Source organism: Stenotrophomonas sp. NPDC078853, from assembly GCF_044901215.1.
Lineage (GTDB): Bacteria > Pseudomonadota > Gammaproteobacteria > Xanthomonadales > Xanthomonadaceae > Stenotrophomonas > Stenotrophomonas lacuserhaii.
This window is the reverse complement of record NZ_JBJDOQ010000037.1, coordinates 1-2,515: the sequence shown is the minus strand read 5'-3', so window position 1 is coordinate 2,515 and position 2,515 is coordinate 1. Positions and strand designations below refer to the sequence as shown.

The window sequence follows — 2,515 nt, the reverse complement described above, 5'->3', positions numbered from 1 at the left end:
ACTCCTTGTGGGATATGAGCCATCAGTGACAGGAATGGCCGCGCGCAGGCTCATCGGCGCGGTCAGGGTGGGGGGTGGCAACAACGGTGGAGCCGGACAAACGCAGGGCATTGGCGACCACCGAAACCGAGCTCACGCTCATGGCGAGCGCCGCGACCATCGGACTCAGTAGGATCCCGAACGCGGGGTAGAGCACCCCGGCCGCGAGCGGAACCCCGAGCGCGTTGTAGACGAACGCGAAGGTGAGGTTCTGCTTCATGTTGGCCACGGTGGCCTGAGAGATCTTCCGGGCGCGCAGGATGCCGCGCAGGTCGCCCTTGACCAGGGTGATCTGCGCGCTCGACATCGCGACGTCGGTGCCAGTACCCATGGCAATGCCGACGTCGGCGGCGGCCAGCGCCGGCGCGTCGTTGATGCCGTCGCCCGCCATCGCCACCCGCCGGCCTTCGCGCTTGAGGCGCTGCACCAGTTCGGCCTTGTCCTCGGGGCGGACCTCGCCATGCACTTCGTCCAGGCCCAACTCTGTGGCCACAGCCCGTGCGGTGGTGAGCCCGTCGCCGGTGGCCATGATGATGCGCAGCCCGGCGGCGTGCAGCTCATTGATGGCGGCCGCGGCCGACGCCTTGATCGGGTCTGCGACCGCGATCAGACCCGCCAGGCGACCGTCCACGGCGAGGAACATGGCGCTCGCACCCTCGCGGCGCAGACGCTCGGCGACGTCGACATGCGCACCGGGATCGGCGCCCAGATCATCCATGAGGGCGGTATTGCCCAGCGCAAGCGCGCGACCGGCGACGGTTCCGCGCACACCCATGCCGGTCACCGAGTCGAAGTCCTCCACGCGGTCGAACTCGAAGTTCCGGCGTCGGGCCTCGGCCACGATGGCATCGGCCAGCGGATGCTCGCTGCCCTGGTCCAGGCTGGCCGCCAGGTGCAGCACCTGGTCGGCGTCGAAGCCCTCGAAGGCCACGACTTCCTTGAACGCGGGGCGTCCTTCGGTGAGGGTGCCGGTCTTGTCGACGATGAGGGTATCGATGCGGCGCATGTGCTCGATGGCCTCGGCATCGCGGAACAACACGCCCACCTGTGCCGCCTTGCCGGTGGCGACCATGATCGACATCGGCGTGGCCAGACCCAGCGCGCAGGGGCAGGCGATGATCAACACCGAAACCGCGTTCAGGATGGCAAAGGTCCAGGCCGGCTCCGGGCCGAAGAAGCCCCAGATGAAGAAGGTGGCCACCGCGATCGCCAGGACCGCGAGCACGAACCAGTAGGCGACGGTATCGGCCATCCGCTGCATCGGCGCGCGAGCGCGCTGCGCCTGCGCGACCAGCTGCACGATCTGCGACAGCACAGTGTCGGAACCCACCTTGGCGGCGCGGATCACCAGCGCGCCGGTGCCGTTCTGGGTCGCGCCGATGACCTGATCGCCAGTGGTTTTCTCGACCGGGATCGGCTCGCCGGTGAGCATCGACTCGTCGACCCTGGAGCGGCCTTCCACCACTTCGCCATCCACCGGCAACTTTTCGCCGGGTCGCACGCGCAGGTGGTCGCCGACATGCACGTGGGTTAGCGGGATGTCTTCCTCGGTGCCGTCGGCATTGACCCGCCGGGCTTCCTTGGGCGCCAGACCAAGCAGGCCCTTGATTGCCGCGGACGTTTTCGAACGCGCTCGTAGCTCCAGCATCTGGCCGAGCAGCGTCAGCGACACGATCACCGCCGCCGCCTCGTAATACACGCCGATGCGCCCATGTTCGGTAAACGACGGTGGGAACAAGCCGGGTGCCAGCGTGGCGACCAGGCTGTAGCCAAAGGCGGCCGCAACGCCAATCCCGATGAGGGTGAACATGTTCGGGCTGCGGTTGCGGATCGACTGCACGCAGCGCTCGAAGAACGGCCAGCCGGCCCACAGCACGACTGGTGTGGTCAAGACCAGCTCGACCCAGGTCTGCACGTCGATCGACAACGGCAGGATCTGCACGTCGCCCAGCACGACACGCGGGAGGTACTGGCCGAACATGGCCAGCACGAGCGTCACCACAGTCAGCGGAAGCGTGCACCAGAACCGGCGCGAGAAGTCGCGAAGTTCCGGATTGTCATCGTCCTCCAGGCTCGGCATTTCCGGCTCCAGCGCCATGCCGCAGAAGGGACAGTTGCCTGGACCTTGTTGCCGGACTTCCGGGTGCATCGGGCAGGTGTAGATGGCGCCGGGCTGTGCCACCTCGGGTTCGTCCTGGGGCGTCAGATAGCGCTCCGGATCGGCCACGAACTTCGCGCGGCATCGCTCCGAGCAGAAGTGGAAAGGTGTGTCGGCGTGGGTCGCATGATGCTGCGTCGTGGCGGGATCGACCTGCATGCCACAGACCGGATCGGTGACCCGTCCATCCGCAGCCTCGACAGGGGCTGCGCCTGCAGAATGGTGATGGTCATGGGACGACGGTGAGTTCATGCCGATGCTCGCTTTAGTGGGGATGGACTGCCAAGGCAGTGTGCCATTGCGGGTTACACAGCTATT

General features: G+C 66.9%; 1 protein-coding gene. It reads right to left on the bottom strand.

What is annotated here, in order from left to right; translation table 11 throughout:
* Nucleotides 1-22: 22 nt before the first annotated feature.
* Nucleotides 23-2,449, bottom strand: a complete 2,427-nt coding sequence (locus ACI2JH_RS19725) for a heavy metal translocating P-type ATPase (RefSeq protein ID WP_404737000.1) — start codon at nt 2,447-2,449, stop codon at nt 23-25.
* Nucleotides 2,450-2,515 lie beyond the last annotated feature (66 nt).

Coding starts and splice junctions, on each gene's coding strand:
- ACI2JH_RS19725 (WP_404737000.1), bottom strand. CDS start 2,449: ATGAACTCACCGTCGTCCCATGACCATCACCATTCTGCAGGCGCAGCC.